The sequence below is a fragment of the Pseudomonas agarici genome (assembly GCF_001543125.1).
Classification (GTDB): Bacteria; Pseudomonadota; Gammaproteobacteria; order Pseudomonadales; family Pseudomonadaceae; genus Aquipseudomonas; species Aquipseudomonas agarici.
This window is the reverse complement of the sequence record NZ_CP014135.1, coordinates 1,517,605-1,543,131: the sequence shown is the minus strand read 5'-3', so window position 1 is coordinate 1,543,131 and position 25,527 is coordinate 1,517,605. Positions and strand designations below refer to the sequence as shown.

Sequence of the window (25,527 nt, the reverse complement as noted above, 5' to 3'; positions counted from 1 at the left end):
CTGCGATGAACTCTCCACACATGGACTACGCGCTGGCGCCCCGTGCCAGCGGTCCGGCGTCATGGTTGGAAACCTTCCTGGTGACCGCGCTGGTCATCGGCTTGGGGCTCTGGCTGACGCCGCAAGACCCATTGCAGGTGCAAGGTGAGTTTCCCTGGTCGGTACTCGCGCCGCTGTTGCTGGGTGTGCGCTACGGTTTTGTCCGTGGCCTGATCAGCGCGAGCTTGCTGGTGGCAGCTTTTTTCGTCCTGCGCCAATCGGGGCTGGCAGGTTATGCGCAGATCGCACCGTCCTATGTTGTCGGCGTGCTGGTGTGCGGCATGCTCGTCGGCGAGGTGCGCGACCTGTGGGAGCGGCGGCTGCTGCGCCTGCAAATGGCCAACGAGTACCGCCAGTATCGGCTCGACGAATTCACCCGCGCACATCAGATCCTGCGGGTGTCCCATGATCGCCTGGAGCAGCGCCTGGCCGGCAGCGACCAAAGCCTGCGCAGTTCATTGCTGGGTCTACGCGAGCGCCTGCGTGCGGTGGCCGATGGTGACGACTCGCTGACCTTGTTGGCCGAACCGGTGCTGACCTTGCTTGGCCAATATGGCTCGTTGCGAGTGGCCGGGTTGTACCGTGTGGAACAGCCCCGCAGCCCGACGCCGACGTTGACCTTGTTGGCGGCCACCGGGACCATGGGACCGCTGGACAACAGGGACTTGTTGGTGCGTTTGTGCCTCGAACGCGAGGAGCTGGTGAGCGTGCGTGAAGAGCTGATCGATAGCGGCGGACAGGCCGCGGTGTCGTCGTTGCAGGCCTGTATTCCGCTGGTGGATATCCATGGCCGGATGTTGGCGATTCTGGCGGTGCGGCAGATGCCGTTCTTTGCCTTCCAGGAGCGCACCCTCAGTCTGCTGGCGTTGCTCGCCGGGCATATCGCCGATCTGCTGCATCACGATCCCGAGGTCCTGCAACTGGAGAATGTCGACGCCCAGCACTTCAGCCGTCAGCTCAAGCGGTCGCTGGTGAATGTCGAGCAGCATGGCTTATCCGGCTGCCTTTATGCGTTCGAGCTGACCCAGCCCAACGATGAGCTGGCGCCGCTGTTCGAACGCAGCCGGCGCGGTCTCGACCTGCACCTGACCTTGATCAACAATCGTGGGAATGCGCTATTGCTGGTGTTGTTGCCGTTGACCAGCGCCGAGGGCGCCGAGGGCTATCTGGCGCGTCTGGGTCGGCTGATTCACGAGTATTTCGGCATGACCTCGGATCTGGCGGGCCTCGGCGTCAAGGTGTTGCCATACGATCTGGAGTCCGCCCGGCAACGGGACGGTTTGCGTAACTTTCTGCAAAACGAGTGTGGCCTGAATGTTCAGCAAGTGGCTGTTTAGCGGGGCGGTACTTTTTGAGGCCGGGAGTTGGGCCAGTCTGACTGCACAGCTGTCGGATCTGCAGATCGCGCTCCTGTACGCAATGACTCACGGCATCGCCTGTGGCCTGCTGACGGCAGCGGTGTGGCTGTTGCTGCCGGCACGTTATCGCACGCCGTTGCCGTGGAGCCCGCTGTTCATTTTCAGCCTGGCATTTTTTGTGCCGCTGATTGGCGCCGTCGGAGTGATCACGGCGATCTTTCCGGCATTGTACCTGCCACGCAAACGCGAAACGCAAATGTGGCAGGCGGTGGGCATACCCGACCTGCCGTTCCGTGCCCAGCCCCAGTTGCACTCGCCAACCTTCGGCGACAGCGGCCTGCAGGATGTACTGCGGCACGCCCTGGAACCGGACCAGCGCCTGGCGGCGTTGCTCGCCACCCGACGGATGCCAGGCAAGGAGGCGGTGCCGATTCTCAAGCTCGCCCTGGGCGATCCGAGCGACGATGTGCGCCTGCTGGCGTACTCGATGCTCGACAAGCAGGAAAGCGATATCAACCAGCGGATCCAGTCCTCGCTGGAGCAATTGGCCGGTGCCGCGCCGCAGAAGGCCGGCGCCTTGCACGCCACGTTGGCACGCTGGTATTGGGAACTGGCTTACCTGGGCCTGGCCCAGGGCAGCGTCCAGCAGCATGTCCTCGGCCAGGCCGGAGAACATGCCGAGCTAGCATTGAAAGCCGGTGAGGGCGGGGAACTGCTATTGCTGGCCGGGCGTATCGCCTTGGAGCGCGGCGATATCGGCAAGGCAAGGCTACACATGCACCAGGCTCAAGAGGCAGGCATGGCCCCGGCCAAGGTTATCCCATTCAGAGCCGAAATTGCCTTTGAGACCGGGCATTACGCCGAGATTCCCAAGCTGCTGAAAAGCCTGCCGCCGGAAATGCAACAGCATCCGCCCTTTGCCGGGCTGTTAAGGACCTGGACATGAAAAAGCCCATCGACCCGACACCGATCGCCGATGTCTGCCTGTTGCTCGAAGGCACTTGGCCCTATGTGCGCGGCGGCGTGTCCGGTTGGATTCACCAGATGATCCTGGGGCTGCCGCAACTGACCTTTTCGGTGCTGTTCATCGGTGGTCAGCGAGCGGCCTATGGGCCGCGCCGCTACGAGATTCCATCCAACGTGGTGCACATCGAAGAGGTGTATCTGGAGGAAGCCTGGCGCAATTCCAAGCACAAGCGCGTCGTACACACGGCTTCTCTCATAGAACTGAGCAGCCTCTATCGTTACCTGCATAACCCGCAAAAACCCGCGGCTGAGCTGGGCTTTAGCGTGCTCGACGCCCTGGCTCAGGGGCGAATAACCCTGGACGACGTGCTCTACAGCCGTCCTAGTTGGGAGGCGCTGACCGAAGGCTACGAGCAGCATTGCGCCGACCCGTCCTTCGTCAACTATTTCTGGACCCTGCGCACCATGCAGTCGCCACTGCTGATGCTGGCCGACGCCGCCAGGCGGATGCCACGGGCGCGGGTCCTGCACTCGATTTCCACCGGTTATGCCGGGCTGGTGGGTTGTATCCTCAAACAGTTGTGGGGCTGCCAGTTCCTGCTCAGCGAGCATGGTATTTACACCAAGGAACGCAAGATCGATCTGGCCCAGGCCAGTTGGATCGCCGAAAGCAGTAACCAACCGCTCAACGACAGCCTGGATGCCGGTTCCGGTTATATCCGCATGCTCTGGGTGCGCTTCTTCGAGCGTATCGGTCATCTGGTGTACGAGAGTGCCGACCAGATCATCGCGCTGTACAACGGCAACCGTCAGCGGCAAATCCAGGACGGTGCGCCGGTCGAGCGAACCCAGGTGATTCCCAACGGTATCAACCTAGAACTCTGGACCCAGGCCCTCACTGCCCGAGCCGAAGGGATTGCGCCGGTGGTCGGCCTGATCGGTCGGGTGGTACCGATCAAGGACGTGAAAACGTTTCTGCGAGCCATGCGCGGCGTGGTCAGTGTCATGCCTCATGTCGAGGGTTGGATCGTCGGCCCGGAAGAGGAAGACCCCGAATACGTCGCCGAATGCCGCAGCCTGGTGGCCAGCCTGGGGCTGGAGAAACAGGTGCAATTCCTCGGCTTCCGGACAATCCAGGACATCCTGCCGCAACTGGGCTTGATGGTGTTGACCTCCATCAGCGAGGCACAGCCCTTGGTGATTCTCGAAGCCTGGGCCGCCGGTACGCCCGTGGTCAGCAGCGACGTCGGTTCTTGCCGCGAACTGATTGAGGGCGGCGAAGTGGCTGACCGCGATCTCGGCCTGGCCGGGGAGGTGGTGGCCATTGCCGACCCACAGGCGACGTCCCAGGCGATCATCGATCTGTTGCGCAGCCCGGAGCGCTGGAAGTCCGCCCAGGCGGCGGGCTTGCTGCGGGTTCATCGTTACTACAGCGAGACGTTGATGATCGACCGTTATCGCAGGCTTTATCACACGGCCATGGGCAGCGTAGACAGGGAGATCAGGTAAATGGCTGGCATCGGTTTCGAACTGCGCAAGATTCTCGCGCGCGACTCCTACATGGCGACGTTGCACGCCTATGTCTATGCGGGCCTGATCAGCTCCGGGCCCTGGGTCTTGTCGATTCTCAGTGTGATGCTGGTGGGGGTTATCAGCCTCGGACTGGTGGTCCCGGAAGTATTGATCCGCCAGTTTCTGATCACTGTGACCTATCTGATGGCGACGTCGCTGATCCTGACCGGCGGCTTGCAGCTATTTTTCACCCGCTTCGTCTCCGACCGCCTGTTCGAGCGCAAGTACGAACAGATTCTGCCGAACCTTGTGGGAGTGTTGTTGCTGGTGACCCTGGGTTCCGGGGTGCTGGGCATTATCTTGCTGACTACGCTGTTCGACCAGCCACTGATTTATCGGCTGCTGACCCTCGCCAACTTCGTGGTGCTCTGTAACCTGTGGCTGGTGATTATCTTCCTTTCTGGGATGAAGGCCTATAACCGCATCCTGTTGGTGATGTTGGTGGGGTATGCGTTGATGGTCGGCAGCGCATTCCTCTTGCGCCACACGGGCATGGAAGGATTACTGCTGGCGTTGTTGTTAGGTCACAGCACGCTGCTGTTCCTGTTCCTCTACGATATCTTGCGCGAATACCGAGCCGAGAAGCTGGTGGCCTTCGACTTCCTGGACCGAGGCCAGGTGTTTGTCAGCCTGCTGCTTACTGGGTTCTGCTACAACCTGGGGATCTGGATCGATAAGTTCATCTTCTGGTTCAACCCGAACACCTCGAGTCAGGTAATCGGGCCGATGCGTGCCTCGATTCTCTATGACTTGCCGATTTTCCTCGCCTACCTGGCGATCATCCCCGGCATGGCGGTGTTCCTGGTACGGATCGAAACCGACTTTGCCGAATGGTACGACCGCCTGTTCCGCGCCGTGCGCGATGGCGAAACCTTGCAGCATATCGGTTCGTTGAAGGCCGAGATGACCTTCTCGATTCGCCAGGGCTTGCTGGAAATCTGCAAGGTCCAGGGGCTGACGGTGGTCCTGCTGTTCCTCTTTGGCCCACGCCTGTTGGCGTGGCTGGGGATGTCCGCCTACTACCTGCCGTTGTTCTATATCGATCTGATCGGGGTGAGCATTCAGGTGCTATTCATGGCGATCCTCAACGTGTTTTTCTACCTCGACAAACGAAGGATCGTGCTGGAGTTGTGCCTGTTGTTCGTGGCGCTCAACGCCATGTTTACCTTGCTTAGCCTGTCCCTGGGGCCGAGTTTCTTCGGTTATGGCTTCACCTTTTCGTTGCTGGTCTGCGTGCTATTGGGGCTGGCGCGGCTGTCGAAGGCATTGGACGACCTGGAATACGAAACCTTCATGCTGTCGCGTTGACAGCCGTTGTCGGCTTGTCGCGATTCGCTTCACGCAGCCTGGCCGGCGATGGCGTCCGAGCTGGCGATATCAATTATTGACATCGTCGGTCCGCGCGGCGAAATCATTCACTCGCGCATCGCTCTGGGGTCCTGCCACCCACCATCACGTTGCTTTGCGTAGCACTCTAGCTTGTTGCTTCGAAGGCCAGTGGTTTTCAAAAAAATACTAGTTATTTGATTTGCATGGCTTTTTAAAGATAGCTCAGTGAGCTCAGGGGCTGTGGCACACTTTCTGCTCTTCATTCCGTTGTTACACACTAAATTCCGTTATAGCGGAGTTCACATCATCGGAGTGCCACGTCATGCATCGCGTACCTTCTTTGTTCAAAGCGTGTGCTTTTATTTTTGCCGCCACGGCGGTTGTGGCCGGAGTCGCCCAGGCCGCCGACAGCAAGCTCGACAATGTGCTCAAGCGTGGCCATTTGATTGTCGGCACTGGCAGCACCAACGCGCCATGGCACTTCCAGGGCGCGGATGGCAAGTTACAGGGCTTCGATATCGATATCGGTGCGATGATCGCCAAGGGCCTGTTCAATGATGCGAGCAAGGTCGAGTACGTGGTGCAGTCTTCCGATGCGCGGATTCCCAACCTGCTGACCGACAAGGTCGACATCAGTTGCCAATTCATCACCGTGACCGCCAGCCGCGCCCAGCAGGTGGCTTTCACCCTGCCGTACTATCGAGAAGGCGTCGGCCTGCTGCTGCCAGCCAACAGCAAGTACAAAGAAATCGATGACTTGAGGGCCGCCGGCGACAAGGTCACCGTAGCGGTGCTGCAGAACGTGTATGCCGAAGAGCTGGTGCACCAGGCGCTGCCAAAGGCCAAGGTCGACCAGTACGACAGTGTCGACCTGATGTACCAGGCCGTGAACTCGGGGCGTGCCGACACTGCGGCCACCGATCAGTCTTCGGTCAAGTACCTGATGGTGCAGAACCCTGGCCGCTACCGCAGCCCGGCCTACGCTTGAAGCCCGCAGACCTACGCTTGCGCGGTCAAGCGTGGCGATCAGGACTGGCTGAACTTCGTCAACGTCGCCTTGCATGAGTCGATGACCGGTGTCGAATTTCCGGCCTACGCGGCGTCCTTCAAGAAATGGTTTGGCGTCGACCTGCCGTCGCCGCAGATTGGTTTTCCCGTCGAATTCAAGTGATCCCTTAAGGGCCGGGTGCCGTGCGTGGCGCCCCGTCGAAGGTACTGTCGAGCATGAACTATCAGTTGAACTTTGCCTCCGTCTGGCGCGATTTCCCCAGCTTGCTGGCAGGACTCGGCCTGGGCCTGGAACTGGCCTTACTGTCGATCGCCATCGGCTGCGTGATCGGTCTGCTGATGGCGTTTGCCTTGCTTAGCAAGCATCGCGCATTACGGCTGCTGGCTTCGGTGTATGTCACGGTGATCCGCAACACGCCGATCCTGGTGCTGATCCTGCTGATCTACTTCGCTCTGCCGAGCCTGGGGATCCGGCTGGACAAGATTCCCTCGTTCATCCTCACCTTGTCGTTGTATGCCGGTGCCTACCTGAGCGAAGTATTCCGTTCCGGTCTGCTGAGCATTCCCAAGGGCTTGTCCGAGGCCGGGTTGGCAATCGGTCTCGGACAATGGCAGGTGCGCGCCTACGTGACGGTCCCGGTGATGTTGCGTAACGTGCTGCCGGCGCTGTCCAACAATTTCATCTCGTTGTTCAAGGACACCTCGTTAGCGGCAGCCATCGCTGTGCCGGAACTGACCTATTACGCCCGCAAGATCAATGTGGAGAGCTATCGGGTGATCGAAACCTGGATGGTCACCACCGCGCTCTACGTGGTTGCCTGTTATCTCATTGCCATGATGCTGCGCTACCTCGAACAGCGCCTGGCAATTCGCCGCTAGGAGCCCCTATGTACGAATCCCCAAGCTGGCTGCATGAATTGTGGGGTGCCCGAAACACCCTGGCGCAAGGCTTTTTGACCAGCGTACAGTGCTCGGCCCTGGCCATTGTCGGCGGTACGTTGATTGGCATCGTCGTCGGATTGGCGCTGACCTACGGCAAGTTCTGGATGCGCCTGCCGTTGCGCCTGTATGTCGATCTGATTCGCGGCACGCCGGTGTTTGTCCTGGTGCTGGCTTGCTTCTACATGGCCCCGGCACTGGGTTGGCAGATCAGTGCGTTCCAGGCTGGTGTCTTGGGCTTGACGCTGTTCTGTGGCACCCATGTCGCGGAAATCGTGCGGGGTGCGCTCCAGGCGATTCCCCATGGCCAGCTGGAAGCGGGCAAGGCCATCGGCCTGACCTTCTACCAATCCCTGGGTTATGTGCTGTTACCTCAGGCGCTACGACAGATCTTGCCGACCTGGGTCAATTCGTCGACTGAGATCGTCAAGGCCTCGACGCTGCTGTCGGTTATCGGCGTCGCCGAATTGTTGCTCAGCACCCAGCAGGTAATCGCCCGGACCTTCATGACCCTGGAGTTCTACCTGTTCGCGGGGTTGTTGTTCTTCATCATCAACTACGCCATCGAATTGCTCGGTCGGCACATCGAAAAGCGGGTGGCATTGCCATGATTGCGACCACCAATCAAAACGACAAGCAAGCGCTGCTGAGTATTCGCGGTCTGCACAAGCAATACGGCCAGGTCGAGGTGCTCAAGGGCGTCGACCTGGAAATGCAGCGTGGCAACGTGGTCACGCTGATCGGTTCCAGCGGTTCGGGCAAGACCACGTTGTTGCGTTGCGTGAACCTGCTCGAAGAGTTCCAGGGCGGGAAGATCATTCTCGAAGGCGAGTCCATCGGCTACAGCGAAGCCCACGGCAAGCGCGTTCGTCATGGGGAAAAAGTCATCGCCCTGCATCGGGCCATGACCGGCATGGCGTTCCAGCAATTCAACCTGTTTCCGCACCTGAGCGCGCTGCAGAACGTCACCCTGGGTTTGCTCAAGGTGAAAAAACTGCCCAAGGACCAGGCCGTGGCCCTGGCGGAAAAGTGGCTGGAACGAGTCGGCCTACTGGACCGGCGCAATCACTTTCCCGGACAGTTGTCCGGCGGCCAGCAGCAGCGGGTTGCGATTGCCCGGGCCATTGCGATGAACCCGAGCCTGATGCTGTTCGACGAAGTAACCTCGGCCCTCGACCCGGAACTGGTCGGCGAAGTGCTGGCGGTGATCAAGGACCTGGCCGAAGAGGGCATGACGATGTTGTTGGTGACCCACGAGATGCGCTTCGCCTTCGAAGTCTCGGACAAGATCGTATTTATGAACCAGGGGCGTATTGAAGAACAGGGGCCACCCAAAGAGCTGTTCGAGCGCCCGCAATCGTTGCGTCTCGCGGAATTTCTCAAGAACACGCGTTTCTAACTTTCATTCAAGGAGAACAGTATGAGCATTATTCGTTACGGCACCGGCAGCACCGCCGGTGGCGGTCAACCGCGTCCTTTCGCCCGTGCCGTCGAAGCCGATGGCTGGCTGCATGTGTCCGGCCAGGTGCCGGCACTCAATGGTGAAATCATTGTCGGCGGCATCGTCGAGCAGACGCACCAGACCATGAAGAACCTGATCGCGATTCTGGAGGAGGCCGGTTATGGCCTGGAAAACGTGGTGCGCGTTGGCGTCTGGCTAGAAGATCCGCGGGATTTCTGGAGCTTCAACAAGGTCTTCTCCGAGTACTTCAAGCCCGAACACGCTCCGGCGCGGGCCTGTGTGCAGGCGCACATGATGGTCGACTGCAAGGTCGAGATCGACTGCATCGCCTACAAGAAGAAGGGCTGACATGGCCGAAGACACCATCAAGCGTCGGGCAAAAGGATTGGACCGGGCGTTCGATATTCTCGATTACCTCAAGGAAATCGGCCAGCCCTTGCGCCCCAACGATATTGCCAGCGGCATCGGTAGTCCTAAGTCCACGGTCTACGAACTGGTGGCGTCGCTGCTGGAGCGACGGATTCTCGAAGCCGTCGGCAAGGACGGACATGTCTACCTGGGCCGTCAACTGTATTTCCTCGGGCAGGCCCACCTGCGTCATTTCGACCTGAGTCGCGAGGCCGATCAGGCCTTGCAGGAAATCGTCAGTCGGACCCGCGAAACCGCGCAGATGTGCCTGCTCAACGGTCGTAAGTACACCGTGGCGCTGATGAGGGAGGGTGAGCGCCATTTTCGTATTTCTTCGGATATCGGTGAAAACGCGCCGATTCCCTGGACCGCGTCCGGCCGCCTGCTGCTGGCGCATTTGAGCGACCAGGAAATCATCGACCTGATCGATCACGACGACTTTATCCTGCCGGACGGCCAGCGCCTGGCGCTGGAGGTGTTCCTCGGGGAAATTCGCCAGGCGGGTATCGACGGGTTCTTTTCCTTCGATAGCGTCGCCGATACCTTCACCCACTGCTTCGCCGCGCCGGTCAAGGACGAGCGGGGCGTCTGCATCGCGACCCTGTGTATCGTCGCCCCTCGCACCGATGCGCAGAAAAACTACAGCGACTATCGTCGGGTACTGATCGACAGCGCGAACAATCTGGCCCGTCGAATCAACGAATAGCAGCGGCTGTGGCCGTGCCTGTTAAGGAGTCTGAAATGCCTGTTGCCTTGAACATTCCCCGCGTGGAGAAAGGCGCCGCCGCTGTCGGTGCCCAACTGGTACGTGACGTTAGCCTGCCGGCCCTGGTGTTGCACCGTGAAGCGCTGGAACACAATATTCGCTGGATGCAGGATTTCGTCAGCCGCAGCGGTGCCGAACTGGCGCCCCACGGCAAGACCAGCATGGTCCCGGCGCTGTTTCAACGCCAGTTGGCCCAGGGCGCCTGGGGCCTGACGCTGGCCACGGCGGTGCAGACCCGAGCGGCCTATGCCGCCGGTGTGCGGCGGGTGCTGATGGCTAACCAACTGGTCGGCGCGGCGAACATGGCGTTGATCGCCGCGTTGCTGGCGGACTCGCGGTTCGAGTTCTACTGCCTGGTCGATCATGCGGACAATGTCGCGGCCCTCGGCGAGTTCTTTGCCGGGCGCGGCCTACGGCTCAATGTAATGATCGAATACGGCGTGGTCGGCGGGCGCTGCGGCTGTCGCAGCGAGCAGCAGGTGCTGGAGCTGGCCGAGGCTATCAAGGTTCAGCCGGGTCTGGCGCTGACCGGTATCGAAGGTTATGAAGGCGTGATCCACGGCGACCAGGCCGTCAGCGCTATCCGCGCCTTCGCCAGCTCATTGGTACGCCTGGCGGTGGGCTTGCGCAACAGCGGTGCATTCGCTATCGATAAGCCGATCATCACCGCTTCGGGCTCGGCCTGGTACGACCTGATCGCCGAAGAGTTCGAAGCCCAGGATGCCGACGGGTGCTTCCTCAGTGTGCTGCGTCCCGGCAGCTATGTGGCCCATGACCATGGCATCTACAAGCTAGCGCAATGTTGTGTGCTGCATCGTCGCAGCGACCTGAGCGAAGGCCTGCGCCCGGCGCTGGAAGTCTGGGCTCACGTCCAATCGATGCCGGAGCCGGGGTTCGCGGTGATCGCCCTGGGCAAGCGCGACGTGGCGTTCGACGCCGGCCTGCCGGTGCCGCTGCTGCGCTACAAGGCAGGCGTGCTGCCGGCGGTGGGTGAAGACGTCAGCACTTGTGAGATCACTGCGGTGATGGACCAGCATGCCTTTATGACCGTGGCACCGGGCTGCGAGCTGCGGGTCGGCGATATTGTCTCGTTCGGCACTTCCCATCCGTGCCTGACCTTCGACAAATGGCGCGTTGGCTGCATTGTCGATGAGCAACTGAGCGTGATCGAGACCTTCGACACCTGCTTCTAAGGGGATATTGCCTGAATGACCACCCACAGCCTGCCCCCACCGCGTATTGCCCTGATCGGCGAATGCATGATCGAACTGCAACAACAGGCCGATGGCAGCCTGCGCCAGAGCTTTGGCGGCGACACCTTGAACACTGCGGTCTATCTCTCCCGCGAATTGGCCGGGCGGGGATCGGTGGATTACGTCACGGCGCTGGGGGACGACAGCTTCAGCGACGCCATGTGCCGGACCTGGGCCGAGGAGGGCATCGGCCTGGACAAGGTCCAGCGCCTGCCCGGACGCTTGCCCGGCCTGTATTGCATCCAGACCGATGCGGGCGGCGAGCGCCGCTTTCTCTACTGGCGTAACGAGGCGGCGGTTCGCGATTGCTTCAGTACACCAGGCGCGGTGCCGATCCTCGCGGCCTTGCCGGATTACGATGTGCTGTACTTCAGCGGCATCACCCTGGCGGTGCTCGGCGAGCTTGGCCGGGAGAAGTTGATTGCCGTGTTGCAAGAGGCGCGTCGGGGCGATACCCGAGTGGTGTTCGACAACAACTACCGGCCACGCCTCTGGTCGGGTATCGAACAGGCCCGCACGGCTTATCGGCAGATCCTGCCGTATGTCGACCTGGCATTGTTGACGTTGGAGGACGAGCAGGCGTTGTTTGGTTATGCCGACGGCCCAACGGTATTCGCTGCCTACGACCAGATCGGCACGCCGGAGGTAGTGATCAAGCGGGGCGCCAAGAGTTGCCTGATCCACTGTGAAGGCGAAGCGTTCGAGGTGCCTGCGCAGGAGGTCGAGACCGTAGTGGACACCACGGCGGCGGGGGATTCGTTCAGTGCCGGGTATCTGGCGAGTCGCTTGACCGGTGGCAATCCGCAACAAGCCGCGCTAGCCGGGCATCGGCTGGCGAGCCAGGTGATCCAGGTCCACGGGGCGTTGATTGCACGTGGCTGAGAGTCTCAACCTGCTCGCCACCACTGATGCTCGTTTCAGTCGCGATAGAAGACCTGCACCAGGTGATAACCGAACTTGCTCTTGATCGGCCCGTGCACGGTACGCAGCGGCTTCTTGAAGATCACCTGGTCAATTGCCCCGACCATCTGCCCCGGACGCACTTCCCCCAAGTCGCCGCCGCGCTTGCCCGAAGGGCAGGTGGAGTGCTTCTTGGCCAGCACGTCGAAGGCTTCGCCCTTGGCAATGCGTTGCTTGAGTTGTTCGGCTTCCTCGGCGGTCTTGACCAGGATATGACGGGCTTGAGCTTTCATTGACAGATACCTTGAAACGGTGGAGCGGGCGACAGGGTGCGCGATTATGCCCGAAGATCAGTTGCCGTGGCCGATCATGTCGCGCACCCGGTTGGCCAGTAGATCAAGGGTAAAGGGTTTGGCGATGAGGTCCATGCCTTCTTCGAGAAAGCCCTGGCGCTCAGCGGCTTTCTCCGCATAGCCGGTCATGAACAACACTTTGAGCTCTGGACGATGCTGACGGGCAATCTCAGCCAGTTGCCGACCGTTCATGCCGGGCAAACCGACGTCGGTTACCAGCAGGTCAATGCGCAACGCAGACTCCAGCAACGGCAGGGCGGTTCGTGCATCAGCGGCCGGATGGACGGTGTAGCCCAGCTCGTCCAGCACGTTGAGCACCAGCATGCGTACCGCCGGGTCGTCCTCGACCACCATCACCGACTCATCGGCGGCTGCCGTGGGCGACTGTGGGGTGTTGGGCGTGGGCGCCGCCTCGTCGGCCTCGGCGTGAAAGCGCGGCAGGTAAAGACGCACGCAGGTGCCTTGGCCGGGTTCGCTTTGCAGCGTGACATGGCCGCCGGACTGCTGGGCAAAGCCATAGATCATCGACAGCCCCAGGCCGGTGCCCTGGCCAATGGGCTTGGTGGTGAAGAACGGGTCGAAGGCCTTGGCCAGGATCAGCGGACTCATGCCGGTGCCATTGTCGCTGACGCCAATCATGACGTAGTCGCCAGCCTTGACCGACTCCAGGGAGTTGATATCACTGCCGTCGAGGCAACTGTTAGCCGTTTCGATCAGCAGCGTACCGCCTTCGGGCATCGCATCGCGGGCATTGATCACCAGGTTGAGCAGGGCGCTTTCCAGTTGTCCGGTGTCCGTGTTCACCGGCCAGATATCCTGGCCGAGCCGGACTTGCAATTGGATATGGGCGCCTTTGGTGCGACTGAACAGCTCTTCCAGCGATTGCACCAATTGGTTCGGATCGATGCGCTTGCTGTCCAGCGATTGCCGACGGGAGAAAGCCAGCAGGCGATGGGTCAGGGCTGCCGCACGCTGGGCGGAGTTGATCGCAGCATCGGCAAAACGTCCGATCTCGGCACTGCGCCCTGCGGCGATATAGCGCTGCATCAGGTCGAGACTGCCGATGATACCGGTGAGCATATTGTTGAAATCGTGAGCGATACCGCCGGTCAACTGGCCGACCGCTTCCATTTTTTGAGCATGGCGCAGGGCATCTTCGGCGCGCTCGCGCTCGAACATTTCGTTCTGCAGGCGCTGGTTCGACTCGGCCAGCGCCTGGGTGCGCTGGGCCACGCGCTCTTCGAGGGTCTCGTTGAGATTGCGCAGCGCCTCTTCGGTTTGTTTACGCTCGGTTTCGTCGCTGACGAAGATATAGAAACCGTTGACCGCACCGTCCTGACCATAGCGTGGCAAGTAGCGCATCGCCGCGTGCCGCCTGCGTCCGTCGCGGTGCAGGTTGTCGATGCTGAAACTGCAGGCCTTGCCCGCCAGCGCGTTGGCGATGTACTCGGCGCGTTGGGCATAGGCGTCCTCACCGAACACTTCGAGCAGGGTCTTGCCATAGAGTTCTTGGGGGGTCTTGCCGAACCAGTCGAGGTAAGCGCTGTTGTTCAGGCGAAAGCGCTCCTCGTGGTCGACATAGCCGATCAGCGCCGGTACGGCATTGATCACCAGTTGCAGTTCGGTCTGGCTCTGGCGTAGCGCTTGTTCACTGTGTTTGCGTTCGGTAATGTCCAGGGCCGCCCCGACAAAGCGTTGGGCCCGGCCATGGGGCCCCCGATAGCAGCGGCCTCGGGCGAACACCCAGCGGACCTGGCCACGGGTCTGGACCCGGTATTCCTCGGCATGTTCGGTATTGTTCTCCAGGCAATACTTGATACCACGCGCTACCAGCCCACGATCTTCCGGGTGAACGCTCTGCATATAGGCATTAAGAGGCGTGTGCGCCGCCTGAGCCGGGTCGACGCCGTGCAGCCGGGCAAATCGCGCATCGGTGACGAAGCGGTCCTGATCGATATCCCAGTCCCAGGTGCCGAGGGTACCCGTGGCAGCCATCGCCAGTTGCAGGCGGTCTTCGCTGTCCTGCTGAGCCTTGATGCTCGCTTCGGAGCGCTGCCGCAGTTCAAGGGTCAGTCGGCGTTCATGGGTTTCGATCACGGTGATCAGGATGCCGGCAACGTCGCCCCGTTCATTGCGCACCGGGTTGTAGGTCAGGTCCACCCAGAGATCGATGTTCACGCCAGCGTGGCGCACCTTGAAACATTGCTCCGCCAGGCTGCGGGTCTGGCCTGCCAGCACGTCTTGAAAGATCGGCGTGCTGAAGTCCTGGTAATCCGACCAGGTTTCGTTGGCCGGCTGGCCGAATGCCTCGGGATGGCGGTCGCCGATAAGCCGGGCGAAGCTGTCGTTGTAGATCTGTACCTGTTGCGTGCCCCAGAGCAGCAGCATCGGTATGGGCGAATGGGTGACGATATCGACTGCGGTACGCAGGCTCTGTGGCCAGCGATTGATTGCGCCCACGGGATTGTGCGACCAGTCCTGGTGACTCATGAGGGTGGCGACGTCGTTGTCGGGGATCGATCCGTTCATAAACCTGCCTTGAAGGTAAAACTTTGAGTTGCGCGGCGGCTTATTATCCCCCCAAGCTGTAGACCATTACCAATTCGAAATGACACCGGATTAATGGTTTGAATCTCAATTGACTGTATTGCGGAAACCCTTGCCATGGAAATCCAAGCGCTATTGAAAATTCTGGCCGTCCAGGACGGTTCGGACTTGTACCTGTCGACCGGGGCGCCACCGTGTGCCAAGTTCAACGGCGTACTCAAGCCGTTGGGTACTGAAGCGCTCAAGGCCGGCGAGGTGGCGCTGATCGCCGACGCTATCATGGACGCCGAGCAGCGCCTGCAGTTCGAACGGGAGCTGGAGATGAATCTGGCGATGTCATTGCCGGGTGTCGGGCGCTTCCGCATCAATATCTTCAAGCAACGCAACGAAGTCTCGATTGTGGCTCGTAATATCAAGCTGGAGATTCCGCGTTTCGAAGACCTCAAGCTGCCGCCGATCCTGCTGCAAACCATCATGGAGAAGCGCGGCCTGGTGCTGTTCGTCGGTGCTACCGGCTCAGGCAAGTCCACCTCGCTGGCGGCCCTGATCGATTATCGCAATCGGCACAGCGGCGGCCATATCATTACCATCGAGGATCCGGTGGAGTATATCCACCGGCACAAGAAGTCGATCATCAACCAGCGCGAAGTAGGGGTCGACACCCGCAGCTTCCACGCGGCGCTGAAAAACACCCTGCGCCAGGCCCCGGATGTGATCCTGATCGGCGAAATCCGCGATCGCGAAACCATGGAGCATGCCCTGGCCTTTGCCGACACCGGGCACCTGGCGATCTCTACCCTGCATGCCAACAACGCCAACCAGGCGCTGGACCGGATCATCAACTTCTTTCCGGAAGACCGTCGTTCGCAACTGCTCAATGACCTGGGTAACAATCTGCAGGCCTTTGTTTCGCAACGGCTGGTGCGTACCACCGACGACAAGCGCCGGGCGGCGGTGGAAGTGATGCTGGGCACGCCGACTATTCGTGATTTCATCAAGCGCAACGAGTTTGCCGAGCTCAAGGGCATCATGGAGAAATCCGAGATCAGCGGCATGCAAACCTTCGATACGGCCTTGTTCCAACTGGTGGTGGAAGGGGCGATCGACGAAGAGGAAGCGCTGAAGAATGCCGACTCGGTCAACAACTTGCGCCTGCGCCTGAAGCTGCATCATGACAATGGCGCACTGGCCCAGCAGACCATGCCACCCGCGGCGCCGGTGGCGGCGCCGGAGCTGGATGTGAAGGATTGGGGCCTGGTGGACGATGGCGAACGCGGCCCGGATTGAACCTCCTCGACCGTGCGCACCAGCGGTGTCCTGTCGTAGCCCCAAACGTCCATTGTTTGATTACCGTCGCCTGTGGTTTTCCGGGATCACACCACCTGATGCCGATACGGCAGGTCCGGCCCGGTGCGGCTGCAGGTGATCGCGGCGGCACGGACGGCGAAGTCCAGCATCTCGTCGATCTGAGCCTTGTCCAGGCGTTCCAGGCCTTCCACCGAGTCCAGTTGATGTTCGGTCAACCAAGCGATCAAGGCTGCCTGGAAGGTATCGCCGGCGCCGACCGTATCGGCGGTGACGACTTCGCGCGCGGGCACTGACCAGTGGCCATGGCGGCGGCTGAATACGCTGGCACCCTGGTTGCCACGGGTCAGGAATACCACCTGGCAGCGCTGGGTAAGCCAGCCCTCGGCAACGCTCCGTGGGTCGCGATCAGGGTAGAGCAGGCTCAGGTCCTCGTCGCTGACCTTGATCATGTCGGCGTGTTCGGCCAGCTCCGCGATACGCTCGCGCCACAATTCAATATTCGGCTGTGGGTTGAGGCGCACGTTGGGGTCGAGGGTGATCAACCGGCGACCGCTTTCCCGCCGTACCAGGGTCAGCAGGGTATCGGCAATCGGCTGCACCACCAGCGAGAACGAGCCGATATGCAGGCCACGGACCTCGTCACCGAGTGACGGCAAGTGCTCCGCCAGCAACTGGCGGTCGGCACAGCCTTCGCCACGGAAGCTGTAATGAGGCGAACCGTCGGCACCCACGGCGACCATCGCCAGGGTGGTGGGGGCCGTGAAGTCCAGTAGGTAATCGGCGCGCACGCCTTCTTCGCACAGGACTTGTTGCAGGCGCCGTCCCAGGTAATCGGTAGACAGCCCGGCCAGCAACGCCGCGTCGACGCCCAGGCGGCGCAGGCCGACCGCGACGTTGAACGGCGAACCGCCGGCAATGGCCTTGAAGTTTACCTTGGAGGTTTGTCCGCTTGCGTCAGGCTCACTGAAAAAATCGAACAGCGCTTCACCACAGACCAGATACATGGATGCTCACTCTTGAATGGCCGCGACCTGTTGACGGTAGCGGTGATAAATCGGTTGATAGGTGCTGACATTGGCCGGAGTCGGCCAGGTTTCGCTGGCGGCGTCGAGGTTGACGCAACGCTCGCATAGTGCCTCCAGACTATGAATCTCCCCGGACTCACACCAGGCCGCCTGGATCGCCGCGCCGAGTGCGGCGGCCTCGCTCTGTTCGGTACAGATCACTGGTGTGTCCATGATATCGGCGACCATCTGTCGCCAGACCGCACTCTTCGCGCCACCGCCAATCAGGCGAATACCATGACTTTGCAGGCCGTTGTCGCGCAGCAAGTCGAGGCCGTAGCGCAAACCAAAGGTGGTGCCCTCGACCACGGCGCGGCACAGGTTGGCCTGGGTCAGGTTGGTCAGGGTCAGCCCCAGTAGGCTGCCGCTGGCCTGGGGCAGCGCGGGGACCCGCTCGCCGTTGAGAAACGGCAGCATGCTGACGCCGTTGGCGCCGATAGGGGCCTGCTCGACTTGGGCATTGAAGTCGTCGAGCCCGAGATCGAACAACTCGCGCACCGCGCCAGTGGCGTTGGTCAGGTTCATGGTGCAGATCAGCGGGAGCCAGCCGCCGCTGGAAGAACAGAACGTCGCTACCGCGGCATCGGCACTGATCTGCGGTTGTTCGGCGTAGGCATAGACGGTGCCGGAAGAGCCCAGACTCATGGTAATCACGCCGGGACGGATGTTGCCGGTGCCGATGGCGCCCATCATGTTGTCGCCACCACCGCTGGCGACCAGGGCTGCTGGGTTGATGCCCAGGTGCCGGGCGATTTCGGGCAGTACCCGGCCGACTGGCTGGTGGGCTTCCAGCAGTTCCGGGAGGGCGGCTTGTAGGCGTCCGCTGGGGTCGATGTCGCTCAGCAGTTGCAGGTCCCAGTTGCGCTTGCGCACATCGAAGTAACCAGTGCCCGAAGCGTCGCCGTACTCCGCGCAAGCACGACCGGTCAGCCAGTAGTTGAGGTAGTCGTGGGGCAGCAGGATATGGGCAATCCGGGCGAACAGTTCAGGGTGGTGTTCTTGGGTCCAGAGCAGCTTGGAGAGCGTATAGCCGGGGGCAATCACCAAACCCAGGCGTTCGAGTGAGCCTGCTGCGCCGCCCAAGTGTTCTAGCAGGCGCTGATTTTGCGGGGTGGTTTCGGTGTCGCACCAGAGCTTGGCCGGGCGCAGAACGTGGCCTTGCTGGTCAAGCAGCACCAGGCCGTGCTGTTGGCCGGAGACGCCGATGCCGAGAATCGACTGGCCGTCGATCCCCGCAACCTGCACTGCCTGGCGGGTGGCCAGGGTAAAGGCTTCCAGCCATTGGCTGACGTCCTGTTCGCGACGGCCATTGGCACCGCTGATCATACTATGAGGGGCCGAGCCCTGGCCGAGCACCCGGCCGCTGACGGTGTCGAGGACAATCGCCTTGGTGCCTTGGGTGCCGCAATCAATGCCGAGGTAGAGTTTCTGCTGCATGCTTGGCCTGCTTGAATAGGGCTATAGCTGTGTGGCGAGTGGACCTGTGGCGAGCGCCACCGTGGCGTTCCGACAAGACCGCTCGCCACAAGGGGCATCACAGATTCAGTTTGTTTTGGCCAATAAACGCTCCAGTGTCTGGCTCACGCCGACTTCCTGCAAGCTATTGAGGTTCTTTTCGAAGGCCGCGACAAACGCCGCCGATTTGGGAATCGCCGTACCGAAGATCTCTTCCACCGCCAGCAAGCGCTGCGCGATCAGTGCGTCGTCGGTCACCAGTGCCTGGCAGAACTCGGCCCGTGGGTCGGCAATGCGGTAGGTCGTGCCGTTTTCATCGACACCCTTGAGGTACAGCGCCCAGGCCGCCACCACCAACGCCGCGCGCTCGGTGTCGCGACCGTCGGCGATCAATCGGTTGATGGTGGGGACGGTGAACTTGGGGAGCTTCGAGGAACCGTCGGAGCAGACTCGCTCCAGCTGGTCGGCAATCGTCTGGTTGGAGAAACGCTTGACCAGGGTGTCCTTGTAGTCGCTCAGATCGATCCCGGGCACCGGCGCCAATTGCGGGGTCACGTCAAGGTCCATGTAGGCGTGCATATAGGCCACGAACAGCGGATCGTTCATGGTTTCGTGGACGAAACGGTAACCCTTGAGGAAGCCCAGGTAGGTGAGGGTCAGGTGACTGCCGTTGAGCAACTTGATCTTCATCTCTTCGTAGGGCGTGACGTCGTCGGTGAACTGCACGCCGACCTTTTCCCAGGCTGGCCGACCGTTGCTGAACTTGTCTTCCAGGACCCACTGCACAAAGGGTTCGCAGACTACTGGCCAAGCGTCGTCGACACCATGCTCATCATGCAGTTGCAGGCGATGGGTGGCGCTGGTCATCGGCGTAATACGGTCGACCATGGCGTTGGGGAAGCTGACGTGTTCGGCGATCCAGTCGCGCAGGTCGGCATCGCGCAAGGCGGCGAAGGCCAGCAGCGCCTTGCGGGTCATTGCGCCGTTGTGCGGCAGGTTATCGCAAGACATCAGGGTGAAGGCCGGGACGCCATGGGCACGACGCTGGGCCAGGGCCGCGCAGAGAAAACCGAAGACCGTCTGCGGCTCCTCTGGGTGACGCAGGTCGTGCTGGATCTGCGGCAAGTGGCTCATGAATTCGCCGTTGCTGTCGTCGATGCAGTAGCCGCCTTCGGTGATGGTCAGCGAAACGATACGAATCTGCGGCGAAGCCAATTTGTCGATCAGCACCTGGGCACCGTCCTGAGCCAGCAGCATGCCACTGATGGAAGCGATCACGCGGGTCTCGGTGTCGTCGCCTTCGCCCAGCTCATAGAGGGTGTAGAGATAGTCCTGGGATGACAGGGCGTCGCGTATGCCCTGGTCTTCTTTCCGCAGGCCGACGCCGCAGATGCTCCAGTCCAGGCCCTCGCCGAGGTTCATCAGGGCGTCGGTGTAGTAGGCCTGGTGAGCGCGGTGAAAGCCGCCGACGCCGATATGGGCAATACCTTGCCGGGTGTTGGTTGCCGCGTACTGGGGCACGGCGACTTCAGGGGCTAGGTTGTGCAGGTTCTGTTTGTTCAGGTTCATTGCAAGGATTCTCGTCAATCAGGCGGCAGCGCGTAGCGGGCGGGCGACCGCAACGCCGTCGGCATCGAATAGGTGGCAATGGGTGCTGTCCAGGTGCAGGTTGAGCGTTTCGCCGTACTGGCTGGCCATGTCCCCGCGGATACGCATGGTCAGTGGTTCCCCGGAGTGGGTCACGACGTGGCAGAAGGTGTCGCTGCCCAGGCGTTCGCCGACATCGGCGGTGACTTGCAGGGTGCAATCCCCGGCCTTGGCGATTTCCAGGTGTTCCGGGCGGATGCCCAGGGTCACCGGGCTACCGACACTGAGGCTGGCACCGCTGTGAGGCAGGCTGATACGGGTGCCGGCCTCAAGTTCGACCTCACAGCCCTGGCCGTCGATACGGCTGACCTTGCCCTTGAGGAAGCCCATCTTCGGCGTGCCGAGGAAACCGGCGACAAACAGGTTGGCCGGCGAGTGATAGAGCTCCAGAGGTGAGCCGACCTGTTCGATACGACCACTGTTGAGGACCACCACTTTGTCGGCCAGGGTCATCGCTTCGACCTGGTCGTGGGTCACGTAGATCATGGTCGCCTGCAGTTCCTTGTGCAGCCGAGCCAGTTCCAGGCGCATCTGCACCCGCAGGGCGGCGTCGAGGTTGGACAGCGGTTCGTCGAACAGGAAGATCTTCGGATTGCGCACGATCGCCCGGCCGATGGCCACCCGTTGGCGTTGACCACCGGAGAGTTGCTTGGGTTTACGTTCGAGCAATGGACCGAGTTCGAGGATCCGTGCGGCCTCGTTGACCTTGCGCTCGACGTCGGCCTTGGCTACGCCAGACAGGTCCAGGGCGAAGGACATGTTCTTGCGCACGCTCATGTGCGGATACAGGGCGTAGGTCTGGAACACCATCGCCAGGTCGCGTTTGGCCGGGCTGACCTCGGTAATATCGCGACCGTCCAGTTCGATGGTGCCAGAGGTGACTTCCTCCAGGCCCGCGATCAGGCGGAGCAGGGTCGATTTGCCGCAGCCGGACGGCCCGACGAAGACCACGAATTCACGGTCGCGGACTTCCAGGTCGATGCCTTTGATGATGGAAAAACCTTCGAAGCCTTTTTTCAGATTCTTGATTTTCAGGTTGGCCATGATGAGGCTCCTTTTGAGACTTGTTCTGGGGTCATGCGCTTGAGTGTGTTTGTTGCAACGTGGCCCTTGTAGGCGCCGGGTTTGTCGGGACGTCGCATCGAGCGAACAGGCACTGGAAATCGTCAAAAGCTTCGCGAGCAATCAAGCGTCGACGGGATGCCCCTACAGGTTGCGTAGTGTTCTCATCAGCGCACATGGGACTCGTTCATTTATTTCACGGCGCCGAAGGACAGGCCGCGTACCAGCTGTTTCTGACTGATCCAGCCGAAGATCAGGATCGGTGCGCAAGCCAGGGTCGAGACGGCGGACAGCTTGGCCCAGAACAAGCCTTCGGGGCTTGAGTAGGACGCGATCAAAGCGGTCAGCGGCGCGGCGGCGGAAGAGGTCAGATTCAGCGACCAGAAGGCCTCGTTCCAGCACAGGATCAATGACAGCAGCATGGTCGAGGCCAGTCCACCCTTGCTGATCGGCAGCAGCACCCGAATCATTTCCTGTTGCAACGTGGCCCCGTCGAGGCGGGCGGCTTCGAGGATGTCCTTGGGGATGTCCTTGAAGTAGGTGTACACCATCCAGACCACGATCGGCAGGTTGATCAGGGTGTAGATCACGATCAGCGAAATGCGGGTATCGAGTAGGCCGAGGGACTTGGCCAGCAGGTAGATCGGCATCAGCACGCCTACCGGCGGTAGCATCTTGGTGGAGAGCATCCAGAGTAAGGTGCGCTTGGTTCGATGGGTTTCGTAGAACGCCATGGAGTAAGCGGCCGGTACCGCGATCAGCATGCACAACAGCGTGGCGCTGATGGAGATCACCACCGAGTTCCAGGCGAAGTGAAAGTAATCACTGCGCTCCTGAATATGCAGATAATTCTCCAGCGTCGGGGTGAAGAAAAGCTGCGGCGGCGTGGCGAACGCGTCGATCTCGGTCTTGAAGCTGGTCAGCACCATCCAGAAGATCGGGAAGAAGATCAGGATGGCGATGGCCCAGGCCAGGACGCCGAGCAGAACGCTTTGCAGGCGCCGAAATTGTTTGAGTGTGAGGGTCATGGCACGGGCCTCAAGGCTTGTCTGTCAGGTTTTTGCCGATCATCCGCACGAGGATGATCGCGGCGATATTGGCGATAATCACGGCGATCAAGCCGCCGGCCGAAGCCATGCCAACATCGAACTGCACCAGGGCCTGGTTGTAGATCAGGTACGCCAGGTTGGTCGAGGCATAACCCGGACCACCGTTGGTAGTGGTGAAGATTTCCGCGAATACCGAGAGCAGGAAGATCGTTTCGATCATCATCACCACGGCAATCGGTCGGGCCAGATGGGGTAGGGTCAGGTGCCAGAAAATCGCCACCGCACCCGCGCCATCCAGGCGTGCGGCTTCTTTCTGTTCCTGATCCAGGGACTGCATGGCGGTCATCAGGATCAGGATGGCGAAGGGCAGCCATTGCCAGGAAACGATGATAATGATCGACAGCAGCGGGTAATGGGCCAACCAGTCCACCGGTTGCGCGCCGAACACTCGCCACAGAGCCGCGAGAACTCCCGACACCGGGTGGAAAATCAGGTTTTTCCAGATCAGCGCGCCGACGGTAGGCATGATAAAAAACGGCGAGATCAACAGGACCCGGACGATGCCGCGACCGAAGAATTCACTGGCTTCGAGCAGCGCCGAAATCAGTACACCGAACACGATGCTGATCAGCAACACGCTGCCCACCAGCAACAGGGTGTTGGTAGCACCGGGGAGAAATCCCGAGTCGGTCAGAAAGTAGCTGTAATTTTCCAGGCCGACAAATTGGTTTTCGCCCGGATAGAGCAGGTTGTAGCGGATCAGCGAAAAGTAAACGGTCATGCCCAGGGGCACGATCATCCACAGCAGCAACAGGCCAACCGAGGGCGAGACTAGGAACCAGCCAGGGTTGCGCAGACGGCTTTTGCGCAGCGGCTGGGGTATATCCATATGGGCTTTGGCAGCGGAGGTATTCATGGTGTTCAAAACCAATTAGGTACAAGGAGCGGGCAATCGTCAGTCCTGCCGGGACTCAATCCCATGGGAGCGGAGCTTGCCCGGCTCCCAAAGGGGCTGTTGTCAGGGGTTACTTCGGATAACCCGCGCGTTTCATTTCACGTTCGGTGAAGGTCTGGGCATCGGCCAAGGCTTTGTCGACCGTGCTCTGGCCGGTCAGTGCGGCAGAGAACTGCTTGCCGACCTGGGTGCCGATAGCCTGAAACTCAGGAATGGTCACCAGTTGGATCCCGATATAAGGCACGGGCTTGGCGCTCGGGTCTTTCGGGTTGGCGACCTTCAACGATTCCAGGGTGACCTTGGCGAACGGCGCCGCTTTCATGTAGGCCTCGGTGTAGGTCGAAGCCCGGGTGCCCGGTGGTACGTTGGCGATGCCGTCCTCCTTGGCCACCAGCGCTCCGTATTCCTTGGAGGTGGCCCAGGTACTGAAGGTTCTCGCCGCGTCCTTGGCCTTGGAACTGGTCGGGATCGCCAGGGCCCAGGAGTAGAGCCAGGACGAACCTTTCTCGGTGACCTGTTGCGGTGCATAGGTAAAGCCGACGTGATCGCTGACCTTGCTCTGAGTCTTGTCGGTGACGAACGAGCCGGCCACGCTGGCATCGACCCAGATGGCGCACTTGCCGCTGTTAAACAGCGCCAGGTTTTCGTTGAAACCGTTACTCGAAGCACCGGGTGGGCCGGAGCTTTTCATGGTCTCGACGTAGAAGTTCAGGGCGTTTTTCCATTCAGGGCCATTGAATTCCGGCTGCCATTTTTCATCGAACCAGCGCGCGCCATAGGCATTGGCGACGGTGGTAATCAGGGCCATATTCTCTCCCCAGCCGGCCTTGCCACGCAGGCAGATACCGTATTGCTCCTTCTCGGGATGGTTGAGCTTGGCGGCGAACTCACCGATCTGTTCCCAGGTCGGCCGCTCGGGCATGGTCAGACCTGCGTCCTCGAACAGGTCGGTGCGGTAGTAGGTCATGGAGCTTTCGGCGTAGAACGGCAGGGCGAACAGGGTACCCTTGACCGACAGGCCGTCACGTACCGAAGGGAATACGTCATCGATATCGTAGGCGGCGGGCAGGTTGGTCATCGGTTCCAGCCAACCCTTGGCGCTCCAGAGTGCGGCTTCGTACATGCCAATGGTCAGCACGTCGAACTGGCCGCCCTGGGTAGCGATATCGGTAGTCAGGCGCTGGCGTAGGACGTTTTCCTCCAGTACTACCCAGTTTAACTTGATGTCCGGGTGTTCAGCCTCGAAGGTCTTCGAGAGCTTTTGCATGCGAATCATGTCGCTATTGTTGACGGTGGCTATGGTCAGGGTCTGGGCACCGAAACTGACGCCACTGATGGTCATGCAGGTGGAGACGAGCAGAGCTTTTGCAACGGCTTTCATCGAACACTCCTCTTCTAGCGCACGGCGGCGGTCGAAGGTCGGTTTATTGTTTTTTGCCTCTTCCGGTGTCCAGGAAGAATCTGCCGATAATTACAGCTCTCAATCGTCGTGCTGACAAATCCTTGGGCACACTCTTATTAATACTTTTTTGCACTGTGGCGAAATGTCGCGGGTTGGCGAAACAGCTGTTCGGGAGGGGATGGGCGTAAGTCAAGCCTTGGAAGAGAGATAAATCAGTACAGGTTCCATCATAAAAGCAAGTCGAAAGTGAGCACCTTAGTGCGTCGCATGGAGAGGTCTGCGAGTCAAATTCGCGCCACGAGCCATTGGCCACCGACTTGTGGCATCCGAACTTGAGTTAACGAGCTAAGTGTAGTGGCTTGCAATCGAAAATGGCCATGCTCGCAATCAACGTAATTTTCGGCTCAAATTAATTGCGACTGACGGGCTCCTCGTACTCACATTAACTGCGACTGAGCTTGCGTTCAGCGGCGTCTGCTTGCATTCCATTTGCGCGTGCTCAAATTAACTGCAACTGACTGACGGACCACCAAACGTTCATTTTGCGGAAACCTAGCGGGACATCTCCTCAGCCGTCAGGCTGAGGCCATAGGCGGGTTGCGTTGGTTGGCTCCATTCTTCTATAGGGGGAGCACTAGAACCGAAAACCAGCGTAAGTCCTTCCAGCGTGTGTATTCCAGCTTTC

21 protein-coding genes and 1 pseudogene are annotated in these 25,527 nt (G+C 60.5%); 13 read left to right on the top strand and 9 right to left on the bottom strand.

Translation table 11 applies throughout. The annotated features are described in order from the left end of the window. Positions 1 to 5: 5 nt before the first annotated feature. The 12 genes and pseudogenes from AWM79_RS06720 to AWM79_RS06665 all read left to right on the top strand — a co-directional run bounded on the left by AWM79_RS06720 (position 6) and on the right by AWM79_RS06665 (position 11,982). Complete coding sequence (locus AWM79_RS06720; protein ID WP_026013376.1) at positions 6 to 1,376, top strand: PelD GGDEF domain-containing protein; 1,371 nt, start codon at positions 6 to 8, stop codon at positions 1,374 to 1,376. Further along, on the top strand, positions 1,354 to 2,343 hold the full coding sequence (locus AWM79_RS06715) for a hypothetical protein (RefSeq protein ID WP_060782458.1): 990 nt from the start codon (positions 1,354 to 1,356) through the stop codon (positions 2,341 to 2,343). The genes AWM79_RS06720 and AWM79_RS06715 overlap by 23 nt, the downstream gene beginning before the upstream one ends. Then, a complete protein-coding gene (gene pelF / locus AWM79_RS06710; RefSeq protein ID WP_017133746.1) occupies positions 2,340 to 3,872 on the top strand; it encodes a GT4 family glycosyltransferase PelF in 1,533 nt (510 codons plus the stop codon). Before AWM79_RS06715 ends, pelF begins: the two co-directional genes overlap by 4 nt. Continuing rightward, positions 3,873 to 5,243, top strand: a complete 1,371-nt coding sequence (gene pelG / locus AWM79_RS06705) for an exopolysaccharide Pel transporter PelG (RefSeq protein WP_017133747.1) — start codon at positions 3,873 to 3,875, stop codon at positions 5,241 to 5,243. A gap of 343 nt (positions 5,244 to 5,586) precedes the next feature. Further along, positions 5,587 to 6,435: pseudogene (locus tag AWM79_RS06700) on the top strand (transporter substrate-binding domain-containing protein). A 53-nt stretch (positions 6,436 to 6,488) separates the two neighbouring features. Then, entirely contained in the window at positions 6,489 to 7,151 is a 663-nt protein-coding gene (locus tag AWM79_RS06695) for an amino acid ABC transporter permease (RefSeq protein WP_060782457.1), read from the top strand. 8 nt (positions 7,152 to 7,159) lie between these two features. Next, a complete protein-coding gene (locus AWM79_RS06690; RefSeq protein ID WP_060782456.1) occupies positions 7,160 to 7,822 on the top strand; it encodes an amino acid ABC transporter permease in 663 nt (220 codons plus the stop codon). Continuing rightward, positions 7,819 to 8,610: an amino acid ABC transporter ATP-binding protein gene (locus AWM79_RS06685; protein WP_060782455.1), complete on the top strand. Its 792-nt coding sequence runs from the start codon at positions 7,819 to 7,821 to the stop codon at positions 8,608 to 8,610. The genes AWM79_RS06690 and AWM79_RS06685 overlap by 4 nt, the downstream gene beginning before the upstream one ends. Positions 8,611 to 8,631: 21 nt before the next feature. Further along, complete coding sequence (locus AWM79_RS06680; protein WP_060782454.1) at positions 8,632 to 9,021, top strand: RidA family protein; 390 nt, start codon at positions 8,632 to 8,634, stop codon at positions 9,019 to 9,021. Between the two features lies 1 nt (position 9,022). After that, positions 9,023 to 9,787 carry an IclR family transcriptional regulator gene (locus tag AWM79_RS06675; RefSeq protein ID WP_017133753.1) on the top strand — a complete coding sequence of 255 codons (765 nt, stop codon included), beginning with the start codon at positions 9,023 to 9,025 and terminating at the stop codon, positions 9,785 to 9,787. Positions 9,788 to 9,822: 35 nt separating this feature from the next. After that, positions 9,823 to 11,040, top strand: a complete 1,218-nt coding sequence (locus tag AWM79_RS06670; protein WP_017133754.1) for an amino acid deaminase — start codon at positions 9,823 to 9,825, stop codon at positions 11,038 to 11,040. Positions 11,041 to 11,055: 15 nt separating this feature from the next. Beyond that, the gene (locus AWM79_RS06665; RefSeq protein ID WP_017133755.1) at positions 11,056 to 11,982 is read left to right on the top strand and encodes a sugar kinase; all 927 of its coding nucleotides are present in this window, start codon (positions 11,056 to 11,058) and stop codon (positions 11,980 to 11,982) included. Between the two features lie 35 nt (positions 11,983 to 12,017). On the opposite strand, the gene AWM79_RS06660 is transcribed toward AWM79_RS06665, so the two are convergent. Both AWM79_RS06660 and AWM79_RS06655 read right to left on the bottom strand, forming a co-directional pair. Further along, entirely contained in the window at positions 12,018 to 12,293 is a 276-nt protein-coding gene (locus AWM79_RS06660) for a peptidylprolyl isomerase (RefSeq protein ID WP_017133756.1), read from the bottom strand. A gap of 57 nt (positions 12,294 to 12,350) precedes the next feature. Further along, positions 12,351 to 14,882: a PAS domain-containing hybrid sensor histidine kinase/response regulator gene (locus AWM79_RS06655; protein WP_060782453.1), complete on the bottom strand. Its 2,532-nt coding sequence runs from the start codon at positions 14,880 to 14,882 to the stop codon at positions 12,351 to 12,353. Between the two features lie 135 nt (positions 14,883 to 15,017). On the opposite strand from AWM79_RS06655, the gene AWM79_RS06650 reads away from it, so the two are divergent. Beyond that, entirely contained in the window at positions 15,018 to 16,187 is a 1,170-nt protein-coding gene (locus AWM79_RS06650) for a PilT/PilU family type 4a pilus ATPase (RefSeq protein WP_060782452.1), read from the top strand. Positions 16,188 to 16,273: 86 nt separating this feature from the next. Here the strand turns inward: AWM79_RS06650 and AWM79_RS06645 are convergent, their stop codons facing one another. The 7 genes from AWM79_RS06645 to AWM79_RS06615 all read right to left on the bottom strand — a co-directional run bounded on the left by AWM79_RS06645 (position 16,274) and on the right by AWM79_RS06615 (position 24,782). Next, positions 16,274 to 17,212 carry a carbohydrate kinase family protein gene (locus AWM79_RS06645; protein ID WP_017133758.1) on the bottom strand — a complete coding sequence of 313 codons (939 nt, stop codon included), beginning with the start codon at positions 17,210 to 17,212 and terminating at the stop codon, positions 16,274 to 16,276. Between the two features lie 6 nt (positions 17,213 to 17,218). Beyond that, positions 17,219 to 18,709 carry a xylulokinase gene (gene xylB / locus AWM79_RS06640; RefSeq protein ID WP_017133759.1) on the bottom strand — a complete coding sequence of 497 codons (1,491 nt, stop codon included), beginning with the start codon at positions 18,707 to 18,709 and terminating at the stop codon, positions 17,219 to 17,221. A gap of 105 nt (positions 18,710 to 18,814) precedes the next feature. After that, positions 18,815 to 20,296: a mannitol dehydrogenase family protein gene (locus AWM79_RS06635; RefSeq protein ID WP_060782451.1), complete on the bottom strand. Its 1,482-nt coding sequence runs from the start codon at positions 20,294 to 20,296 to the stop codon at positions 18,815 to 18,817. Between the two features lie 18 nt (positions 20,297 to 20,314). Beyond that, a complete protein-coding gene (locus AWM79_RS06630; protein ID WP_017133761.1) occupies positions 20,315 to 21,418 on the bottom strand; it encodes an ABC transporter ATP-binding protein in 1,104 nt (367 codons plus the stop codon). A gap of 209 nt (positions 21,419 to 21,627) precedes the next feature. Beyond that, positions 21,628 to 22,464 carry a carbohydrate ABC transporter permease gene (locus AWM79_RS06625; protein WP_017133762.1) on the bottom strand — a complete coding sequence of 279 codons (837 nt, stop codon included), beginning with the start codon at positions 22,462 to 22,464 and terminating at the stop codon, positions 21,628 to 21,630. A gap of 10 nt (positions 22,465 to 22,474) precedes the next feature. After that, a complete protein-coding gene (locus AWM79_RS06620) occupies positions 22,475 to 23,401 on the bottom strand; it encodes a carbohydrate ABC transporter permease (RefSeq protein WP_017133763.1) in 927 nt (308 codons plus the stop codon). 109 nt (positions 23,402 to 23,510) lie between these two features. Next, a complete protein-coding gene (locus AWM79_RS06615) occupies positions 23,511 to 24,782 on the bottom strand; it encodes an ABC transporter substrate-binding protein (RefSeq protein WP_425262056.1) in 1,272 nt (423 codons plus the stop codon). Positions 24,783 to 25,527: the final 745 nt, after the last annotated feature.

Bases quoted from the DNA above. Each gene is read 5' to 3' on its own strand.
- AWM79_RS06720 (WP_026013376.1), top strand. From the start codon at position 6: ATGAACTCTCCACACATGGACTACGCGCTGGCGCCCCGTGCCAGCGGT.
- AWM79_RS06715 (WP_060782458.1), top strand. From the start codon at position 1,354: ATGTTCAGCAAGTGGCTGTTTAGCGGGGCGGTACTTTTTGAGGCCGGG.
- pelF (WP_017133746.1), top strand. From the start codon at position 2,340: ATGAAAAAGCCCATCGACCCGACACCGATCGCCGATGTCTGCCTGTTG.
- pelG (WP_017133747.1), top strand. From the start codon at position 3,873: ATGGCTGGCATCGGTTTCGAACTGCGCAAGATTCTCGCGCGCGACTCC.
- AWM79_RS06695 (WP_060782457.1), top strand. From the start codon at position 6,489: ATGAACTATCAGTTGAACTTTGCCTCCGTCTGGCGCGATTTCCCCAGC.
- AWM79_RS06690 (WP_060782456.1), top strand. From the start codon at position 7,160: ATGTACGAATCCCCAAGCTGGCTGCATGAATTGTGGGGTGCCCGAAAC.
- AWM79_RS06685 (WP_060782455.1), top strand. From the start codon at position 7,819: ATGATTGCGACCACCAATCAAAACGACAAGCAAGCGCTGCTGAGTATT.
- AWM79_RS06680 (WP_060782454.1), top strand. From the start codon at position 8,632: ATGAGCATTATTCGTTACGGCACCGGCAGCACCGCCGGTGGCGGTCAA.
- AWM79_RS06675 (WP_017133753.1), top strand. From the start codon at position 9,023: ATGGCCGAAGACACCATCAAGCGTCGGGCAAAAGGATTGGACCGGGCG.
- AWM79_RS06670 (WP_017133754.1), top strand. From the start codon at position 9,823: ATGCCTGTTGCCTTGAACATTCCCCGCGTGGAGAAAGGCGCCGCCGCT.
- AWM79_RS06665 (WP_017133755.1), top strand. From the start codon at position 11,056: ATGACCACCCACAGCCTGCCCCCACCGCGTATTGCCCTGATCGGCGAA.
- AWM79_RS06660 (WP_017133756.1), bottom strand. From the start codon at position 12,293: ATGAAAGCTCAAGCCCGTCATATCCTGGTCAAGACCGCCGAGGAAGCC.
- AWM79_RS06655 (WP_060782453.1), bottom strand. From the start codon at position 14,882: ATGAACGGATCGATCCCCGACAACGACGTCGCCACCCTCATGAGTCAC.
- AWM79_RS06650 (WP_060782452.1), top strand. From the start codon at position 15,018: ATGGAAATCCAAGCGCTATTGAAAATTCTGGCCGTCCAGGACGGTTCG.
- AWM79_RS06645 (WP_017133758.1), bottom strand. From the start codon at position 17,212: ATGTATCTGGTCTGTGGTGAAGCGCTGTTCGATTTTTTCAGTGAGCCT.
- xylB (WP_017133759.1), bottom strand. From the start codon at position 18,709: ATGCAGCAGAAACTCTACCTCGGCATTGATTGCGGCACCCAAGGCACC.
- AWM79_RS06635 (WP_060782451.1), bottom strand. From the start codon at position 20,296: ATGAACCTGAACAAACAGAACCTGCACAACCTAGCCCCTGAAGTCGCC.
- AWM79_RS06630 (WP_017133761.1), bottom strand. From the start codon at position 21,418: ATGGCCAACCTGAAAATCAAGAATCTGAAAAAAGGCTTCGAAGGTTTT.
- AWM79_RS06625 (WP_017133762.1), bottom strand. From the start codon at position 22,464: ATGACCCTCACACTCAAACAATTTCGGCGCCTGCAAAGCGTTCTGCTC.
- AWM79_RS06620 (WP_017133763.1), bottom strand. From the start codon at position 23,401: ATGAATACCTCCGCTGCCAAAGCCCATATGGATATACCCCAGCCGCTG.
- AWM79_RS06615 (WP_425262056.1), bottom strand. From the start codon at position 24,782: ATGACCATCAGTGGCGTCAGTTTCGGTGCCCAGACCCTGACCATAGCC.